This window comes from Streptomyces sp. NPDC047061 (assembly GCF_040643955.1).
Lineage (GTDB): Bacteria > Actinomycetota > Actinomycetes > Streptomycetales > Streptomycetaceae > Streptomyces.
This window is the reverse complement of record NZ_JBEYVI010000052.1, coordinates 66,899-75,420: the sequence shown is the minus strand read 5'-3', so window position 1 is coordinate 75,420 and position 8,522 is coordinate 66,899. Positions and strand designations below refer to the sequence as shown.

Annotated in this window: 5 protein-coding genes and 1 pseudogene; all 6 read left to right on the top strand. The window is 71.5% G+C overall.

Annotation, left to right across the window (positions count from 1 at the left end):
* Positions 1-995, top strand: a pseudogene (locus ABZ887_RS44665) (transcriptional regulator); the annotation flags it as partial.
* The gene (locus ABZ887_RS44660) at positions 979-2,178 is read left to right on the top strand and encodes a PLP-dependent aminotransferase family protein (RefSeq protein ID WP_361304000.1); all 1,200 of its coding nucleotides are present in this window, start codon (positions 979-981) and stop codon (positions 2,176-2,178) included. The pseudogene ABZ887_RS44665 and the gene ABZ887_RS44660, both read left to right, overlap by 17 nt.
* A gap of 53 nt (positions 2,179-2,231) precedes the next feature.
* Complete coding sequence (locus ABZ887_RS44655) at positions 2,232-3,587, top strand: MFS transporter (protein WP_361303997.1); 1,356 nt, start codon at positions 2,232-2,234, stop codon at positions 3,585-3,587.
* 125 nt (positions 3,588-3,712) lie between these two features.
* On the top strand, positions 3,713-4,516 hold the full coding sequence (locus ABZ887_RS44650; RefSeq protein WP_361303994.1) for an alpha/beta hydrolase: 804 nt from the start codon (positions 3,713-3,715) through the stop codon (positions 4,514-4,516).
* A gap of 53 nt (positions 4,517-4,569) precedes the next feature.
* A complete protein-coding gene (locus ABZ887_RS44645; protein ID WP_361303991.1) occupies positions 4,570-6,768 on the top strand; it encodes an MMPL family transporter in 2,199 nt (732 codons plus the stop codon).
* A gap of 92 nt (positions 6,769-6,860) precedes the next feature.
* Positions 6,861-8,483 carry an FAD-dependent oxidoreductase gene (locus ABZ887_RS44640; protein ID WP_361303988.1) on the top strand — a complete coding sequence of 541 codons (1,623 nt, stop codon included), beginning with the start codon at positions 6,861-6,863 and terminating at the stop codon, positions 8,481-8,483.
* Positions 8,484-8,522: the final 39 nt, after the last annotated feature.

Here is an 8,522-nt window from a genome sequence, read left to right as displayed (position 1 = left end):
ACGACGCCTCGACCTTCGATCTGCTGGAGCGCGCCGAATACCTGGCCCGCACCCTCGGCCGGGAGGCGGAGGCCGCCGACTTCCTCTTCATCCGCACGATGGGTGCCTACACGTCCATCGAGAAGGGCCGCGGGCAGTTGGCCCGCCGACTGCACGAGCTCGGCCAGGTGTCCTCCGACCCGGCCGTCCGACGCTACGGCCGGCACATGTGGGGTCTACATCAGTGGGACATCGGCAACATCGGTGAGGCGTACCGGACCCTCGTCAAGGAGGATGTCGCCGCTGTCGGAGGCGCCCTCGCCCCGGACGAGGAGACACCGCTCCGGCGGGACGGCAGCATTCCAGGGGAAGGGCCCGGCTGGCGGGCGGTCATGACCGCCCTGCACGGTGACGTCGACGCGGCGCTGGCCTTCGTCAACACCTGGGACACCCCGGGGGACCCGTACGCGGCCACGGTCTGGGTCTACTACACGACCATGATCGCTTCCATGGCCGGGGACGCCGAAACGGCACGGCGAGCCGGCGAGCGGTGGGCCGCTGCCCGCTTCGTCCGTCTCCGCGCCCTCATCGACCACTACATCTGGCTCAGCTGGTGCTGGGCACGGGCCCTCACCGGCGAGGATCCGGCCGGCGCCGCGGCCGAGGCCGAGGAAGTCCTGGCCGCCCACCTGCTCGATCCGCCGCAATGGGGCATCGCCTACAACTACGCACTGATCGCCGAGATGTGGCTGGCAGCCGGATCGCCCGACCGGGCCGAAGCCGCCCTCGACCGAGCCGACCAGGCAATCTGGGACTACGGCCAGCGTTATGCCGAAGGACTGCTCCTGCTGCTGAAGGCGCGCCTGCTGCAGGCCCGCGGTGCCCCCCTCACCGCGGTCCGGGCCGCCGCCCAACGGGCCCACACGCAATCCACCGCACGCGAGGCGTACCTGTTCGCGCGACGCGCCGAACGACTCTCTCAGGACCTGGAGGCAACGCATGACCGCAGGCCCTGATGAGGAACAGAGCGGGCTGACGGCCCTGGCCCGTGGGCTCTCGGCGCCGAAGGGCTTCGTCGACGCCAGTCTGGCCGTCCCTGCCCCCGGAACGATTCGCTTGCTGGGTGGCATCCCCGCGCCCGAGGCTCTGCCGGTCGAGGCGATCGGTCAGGCAGCGGCGCGGCTGTGGCAGGACCCCGACGCCGCGGTCGCGTCCCTCCAGTACTCGCCGGCACGTGGATCCGGGGCGCTGCGCGACTGGATCGCGAAGCGGGAGGGCGTCGACCCGAGCCGGATCGTGGTGACGAACGGCGGCATGCACGGCCTCGCACTGGCGGTGCTGACCGTCGTCGAGCGCGGTGCCACCGTCGCGGTGGACGATCCGGTGTTCCCGGGTTTCCTGTGGGCCCTGGAAGTGTCGACGACGCGGATCCTGCCGGTACCGGTCGTGGCCGACGGCTTCGATGTCGAACACCTCGCCCGGCGGCTCGCCACCGGTGCCCGGATCGCCGCGGCGTACACCGTGCCCGACTTCCACAACCCCGCCCAGGTCAGTCTCTCGACGCCGAAGCGGCAGGCACTGATCGAGCTCGCCGAGCGGTACGGCTTCTACGTGATCGTCGACAACCCGTACCGCGAACTGCGCTTCGCCGGCCAGGAGCAGAGTGTCGCGGCCTTCAACCAGTCGGACCGGGCGATCCATGTCAACACCTTCACCAAGACCCTCGGCCCCGGCTGGCGCGTGGGCTGGCTGGTGCTGCCGGACCACCTCGTGGACCCGGTGATCCGGCTGCGCAACCGCCTCGACGTCCACACCTCCTCGGTGACCCAGGCGATCATCGAACGGCTGCTCACCGACGACACCGAGTGGTTCGACCAGGTCGTGCGCAGCGCCACCGCGCTCTACCGGGAACGAGCCGGCGTGCTGATCGACGCCCTCCAGGAACAACTCCCGGGCGCCCTCGACCTCGTGGCCCCCGAAGGCGGGCTGTTCCTCTGGCCCCGGCTCACCGACGACGCCGTGGACCCCGCGGCGCTGTTCCGGCGGGCGGCCGCCCACGGCGTGCTCTACCAGCCGGGCGAGTACTTCGCGGCCGACCCCCGGCAGCGGTCATCGCCCCGGCACCTGCGGTTCGCCTACAGCGACCGCACTCCGGAAGAACTCCGGGAGGCCGTACGCCGACTGGCCCTGGCTTTCTGAGGACGCAAGCGAGCAACGACAGTCCCCTGTGGCGGATTCCCGGAAGGCTGCTCATGACCAACGTTCGGCTCCCCCTGCGCGCACTCGTCCCCTTCGCCGCCGGTTCGGTCGGCATGGGCATCTGGGCCACCGTGCCGGGCATCTTCCTGCTGTACTTCCTGACCGACGTCCTGGCCGTGCCGCCGCAGGTGGCCGGCCTCGCGCTGCTGCTGCCGAATGCCGCCGACATCGTGGTGCGCCCGTGGGTGGGCCGGATCTCCGATGCCAACCTGGTGGGCCGCGGCCACCGCCGGCAACTGATGGTGGCCGGCTGCGTCGTGGTGCTCGCCTTCGTGACCCTGTTCGCCGTGCCGTCGGACCTGCACGGGACAACCGCCGCGATATGGGTCGCGGTGGCGCTGGTCGCCGGCAAACTGCTCTACTCGTGCTACCAGGTCTCCTACCTCGCCACACCGGCCGACCTGGGCATCGGCTACCACGAGCGGACCCGCCTCATGGGCTACCGCAGTGTCGTGATCACCGTGAGCGTCCTGCTCGCCGGTGTGGCCGCGCCGCTGGTCGCCGGCGACGATCCGGGCGTCGGCGACTACACGAGGATGGCCCTGCTGCTCGGCGCGGTCATGCTTGCGGCGATGCTGGTCGGCATCACCGGCGTCGCCCGCCTCAACCGGGCCGCGCCGGGCACCCCGGCTGGGCCGGGAAGTCGGGGCGGGCTCCTTGTGGCGCTGCGCGACCGGCAGTTCCGCGCGCTGACCGCGTCCTATCTGACCGTCGCGATCACGATGAAACTGGTACTGGCCGCCATGCCGTACTTCGCCGAGTACGAGCTGGGCCGCTCCGAGCTGACGACCGTGCTCATCGCGGCGTTCATGGCGCCGGCGGTCCTGACCACCCCCCTGTGGGTACTGGTGGCCCGGCGTCTCGGCAAGCAGCGCAGCCTGCTCGCCGCCCAGGCCGTGTTCGTGGCCGGCTCGCTGGTGCTGGCCCTGGGCGCCGCGGCCGGCCTGCCCTTGCTGATCGCGGCCGTGGCGACGCTGGGCGTCGCGTTCGCCGCGATGCAACTGCTGCCGCTGTCGATGGTGCCCGACGTCATCGCCGCCGCCGGGCCGGCCGGTACCGCCAGCGCGGGCAGTTACACCGGCGTGTGGACCGCCGCCGAGGCCACCGGCAGCGCATTGGGGCCGTACGCGTACGCGGCCTGCCTGGCCGTGGGCGGCTTCGTGGCCAGTACCGCGGGCGAGCACACCACCCAGTCTCCCGGCGCGGTGGCGGCCGTCCGCTACGGCTTCACCCTGCTGCCGGCCGTACTCATGACGATCGCCATCGCGCTGCAACGCCGGTACACCTTGGACAAGCGCGCCAACACGGCGGCGCCGCATGCCGTCGCCCAGGGAAAGGCAGTGGGGTAACGGAACTTACAGGGAAGCGGCCCCTGTAGGGCGCCCGGATTTGTGTTCAGTGCCCGTCAAGTGACCGGTCCTACGCTGACCCGCGTTCATCAGCGAGAACACCGGATACCGAAGGGTACACATCGATGACGACAACTCGACGGGCGCTGTTGGCCGGATCCGCCGCGGTCGTGGTGGGCGCCGCACTGGACGCGCCCGCCGCGCAGGCACATACCGGGAGCGGCAGTGGCAGCGGCCAGAAGCCCACCGTGGTACTCGTGCACGGCGCGTTCGCCGACGCCTCCGGCTGGAACGGGGTCGCCTCCCGGCTCATCCGCGACGGCTATCCGGTCATCGCACCGCCCAACCCCCTGCGCAGCGTGGCCTCCGACTCCGCCTATCTCGCCGGCATCCTCGCGACCCTCAGCGGCCCGATCGTCCTCGTCGCGCACTCCTACGGCGGGATCGTCGTCACGAACGCCGCGACCGGCAACCCGAACGTGAAGGCGCTGGTCTACGTGGCCGCGTTCGTGCCCGACCAGGGCGAGACGCTGCTGGGCCTGCAGACGAAGTACCCGGGAAGCAGACTCAGCGAGGAGGCGCTGGACTTCCGCCCCTACGGTGAGGGCCTCGTCGACGGCTACATCAAGAAGGAACTCTTCCACGACGTGTTCGCCGGCGACCTGCCGAAGGCGACCACCGAACTGATGTGGGCCGGCCAGCGCCCGGCGGACGTGCGCACCCTCGGGGAGCCGTCCGGCGCCCCGGCGTGGAAGACCATTCCGTCCTGGTACCTGGTGGGCCGCGACGACCAGGTGCTGCCCCCGGCGGCCCAGCGGTTCATGGCGCGCCGGGCCGGCGCACACACCGTCGAGGCCGACGCCTCGCATGTCGCGATGATCGCGCGGCCCGCGGCGACGGCCGCCCTCATCAAGCGCGCCGCGCGCTGACACCACCAAGCCGAAGAAGCCGAAGAAGCCGACGAAGCCAGGAGGGGACGGCGATGTTCGAGAGGTTGGGCCGGACGATGGTCCGCCGACGGTGGTGGGTGATCGGCCTGGCCGCTGCCTTCCTGGCATTCGGCGGCATCTGGGGCACGCGGGTCTTCGGCTCGCTGACCACCGGAGGGTTCGACGACCCGGCCGGCCAGAGCTCGCGCGCGGCCGCACGTGCCGAGGCGACCCTGGGCCGGACCGGCAACGACGCGGTGGTCCTGTACACCAGCTCCAGCACGACAGTCGACGACCCGGCGTTCCAGCGAGCCGTCACCCGGACGCTCCGAGCACTGCCCCACGACGTGGTGACCCGGACCGTCACCTACTGGAGCACCGGCTCCCCGGCCCTGGTCAGCCACGACCGGCACGCCACCTACGCGGTGCTGACCCTGGCGGGCGACGACGAGGCGCAGCGCGGCGACGCGCTGGACAGGATCGAGGACGAACTGGCCGCGCCCGGCCTGCGGACCCAGGTCGGCGGCCCCACCACCGTCGACCGCGACATCCGCGAGCGGGTCGCGTCGGACATCGCCTTCGCCGAGACGGTTTCCATACCGGTGCTGCTCGTGCTCCTGGTCGTCGTCTTCGGCAGCGCGGCCGCGGCGAGCCTGCCGCTCGCGCTCGGCGGTCTGGCCATTCTCGGAGCGTTCACCGCGCTGCGCGGGATGACCTACCTGACCGACGTCTCGGTCTTCTCGGTCAACGTGGTGACGATTCTCGGGCTGGGCCTGGCGATCGACTACGGCCTGTTCATGGTCGGGCGGTTCCGCGAGGAGATCGCCCGCGGGCTCGGTGTCGAGGACGCCGTCGCCCGCACGATGGCCACCGCGGGTCGTACGGTCGCGGTCTCCGGCGTCACCGTCGCCGTCTCGTTGGCCGGACTGCTGATCTTCCCGATGACCTTCCTGCGCTCGATGGGTCTCGGCGGTCTGTCCGCGGTCGTGGTGGCGATGGTGGCGGCACTGACCGTGCTGCCCGCCCTGCTCGCCGTCCTCGGCCCCCGGGTCGAGGCGCTTTCGGTACGACGGCTGCTGCGCCGCCCGCCGACGGCTGCCCCGCAGGTCGAGGTGGCGCACGGGTTCTGGTACCGCCTCGCGCACAGCATCATGCGCCGCCCGGTCGTCTACGCGACCGGGGTGCTCACGGTCCTGTTGCTGGCCGCCGCGCCGTTCCTGCGCGTCGAGTTCGGCGGCATCGACCCGAGGGTGCTGCCGACGGGTACCGAGAGCCGTGTGGTCTCGGAAACCGTCGACCGGGACTTCGTCCGGAACGGGCAGGTGCCGATCGAGGCGATCGTGACCTCGTCGGTCCGGGCCGGGGGCCGGGCCGGTCTGGAGCGCTACGTCGACGCCGTCCGGACGGTCGACGGGGTGTCGGGGGCCGAGGTCACGGGTCGGTCCGGCGACGTCGCCCGGGTCACGATCATGTACGACGGTGACCCCATATCGCCCCGCTCGCGGAATCTCGTGAGCCGGATCCGGGCCGTACCGGCACCGCCGGGCGGTGAGGCACTGGTGGGTGGCCAGACCGCGCAGCTGGCCGACCAACTCGACGCCGTCGGCCGTCTGTTGCCCTGGATGGCGCTGATCATCGGCGGTGCCGGCTTCGTCCTGCTGTTCCTCGCCTTCGGCTCCGTCGTGCTGCCGGTCAAGGCGATCGTGATGAACATCCTGTCGCTCGGCGCCTCGTTCGGCGCCCTGGTCCTGATCTTCCAGGACGGCCATCTGTCCGGCCTGTTGGACTTCACCTCCACCGGGACGCTGGAGGCGACCCAGCCGATCCTGGTCCTCGCGGTCGTGTTCGGGCTGTCGATGGACTACGAGGTCTTCCTGATGTCCCGGATCCGCGAGGAGTACGACCGGACCGGCGACAACACCGCGGCGGTCGCGGTCGGGCTGCAGCGCAGCGGCCGGATCATCACCAGCGCCGCGCTGCTCATCCTGGTCGTGATCGGCCTGTTCTCCGTCTCCGGAATCACGTTCATCAAGCTGATCGGGGTGGCGATGCTCATCGCCGTCCTGGTGGACGCGACGATCGTCCGCGCGCTGCTGGTACCGGCCACGATGCGCCTGCTCGGAAACGCCAACTGGTGGGCGCCGGGGCCTCTGCGGCGCTTCTACGCCCACCACGGCCTCCGGGAGGGCGACGACGCCCCGCCCCGCACGCCTGACCCACGTCCCGCACAGACCCGTACGACATCCAACTGACCTTGCCCACCCCGGACGTGACGATGCATCAGCAGGGTGAGGCCGGCGCCCGTTCCGGTCCGTGCCTGAACCGCTCGACTCGGAGGAATCACGTGAACGACGGTGCGGCACCGCGCGGCCCGGTCCTGGACGACGAGCAGTTCCGCCGGCTCGCCGAGTACGGCGAGGTGGAGCAGGCCGAGCCCGGCCGGGATCTGTACACGTCCGGCGACGACACCTACGACTTCTTCCTGCTCCGGTCGGCGACCGTGGACATCGTCCGGGACGCGACGGCGATCGAGCCGGAGCGCCTGATCTACCGGGGCGGCCCCGGAGACTTCCTCGGCGAGCTCAACCTGCTGACCGGACAGCACGTCTACCTGACCGCCCGGGTGGTGTCCGCCGGGACGGTCGTCCGGATCCGGGCGGCGATGTTGCGCCGGGCCCTCGCCGAGCAGGTCGACATCGCCGACACACTGATCGAGGCGTTCCGGGAACGGCGCGAGGTGATCCGCGGGGCGGCAGGCAACGCCCTGGAGCTCGTCGGCCGGTCGTACGCCGCGGAGACCCTGGAACTGCGCACCTATGTCACGCAGATGCTCCTGCCGCATTCCTGGCTCGACGCGGCCTCGCACCCCGGACGCTCGCTGATCGGACGGGCGGGGCTCGGCGAGGACGACCTGCCCGCCGCGATGGTCAACGGTTCGCTGCTGCGGCGCGCGACGCCCGGAACTCTTGCCGAGGTGCTCGGTCTCACCTACCGAGCCGACGGGCGTCCGGTCGATCTCGTCGTGGTGGGCGCCGGCCCGGCGGGTCTGGCGGCCGCCGTGTACGGGGCGTCCGAGGGTCTCGTCACCGTACTGCTGGACCGCGCAGGGCTCGGCGGCCAGGCCGCCAAGAGCGCTCGCATCGAGAACTATCTGGGATTCCCGCACGGAGTCAGCGGCGAAGGCCTGACCCGTCTGGCGATGGTCCAGGCGCTCAAGTTCGGTGTACGGATCCACGCGCCCTGCGCGGTGGCCGGCCTGGACCTCTCCGAGAAGCGACGGCCGGCCGTGCTGCTGCAGGACGGCACACGCATTCGGTGCCGCGCGGTGATCGCCGCGACCGGGGCCCACTACCGGCACCTCGACCTGCCCCAATGGGCGACCTTCGAGAAGTCCGGTTGCGTCCGGTACGCCGCGACCGAGCTGGACGTCCGAGGCTATGAGGACCAGCCGGTGACGGTCGTCGGCGGCGCCAACTCGGCCGGGCAGGCGGCCCTGTCGCTGGCCGCCCGTGGCGCGACGGTGGATCTGATCGTCCGCGGCGCCGATCTCGGAGCCCGGATGTCGTCGTACCTGACCGACCGGATCCGGGCGCATGCGCGGATCCAGGTCCACACCAGCAGCACGATCCGCGAACTGGGCGGCGGCGACACCCTCGCGTCGATCGTTGCCGAGAGGTCCGACGGGCGGCGGGACCGGCTGGCCTGCCGCGCCCTGTTCTGCTTCATCGGCGCCGACCCGGTGTCGGGCTGGTTGGACGGCGTGGCCAAGGACCACGACGGCTTCGTCCTCACGGACAGCCGCCTGCCTGCCCAGCCGTTCGGTACGGCCCTGCCGTTCCAGACCAGCGCACCCCGGGTCTTCGCAGTCGGCGACCTCCGTGCGGGCTCGACGAAAAGAGTGGCCACCGCCGTCGGCGACGGCGCCGGCGCGGTCTCCTCCGTCCACGAGGCACTCGCCGCCGACTGACACGTCCCCCGGCCGCCGCCGGGGGTTCACTGCTGTCGC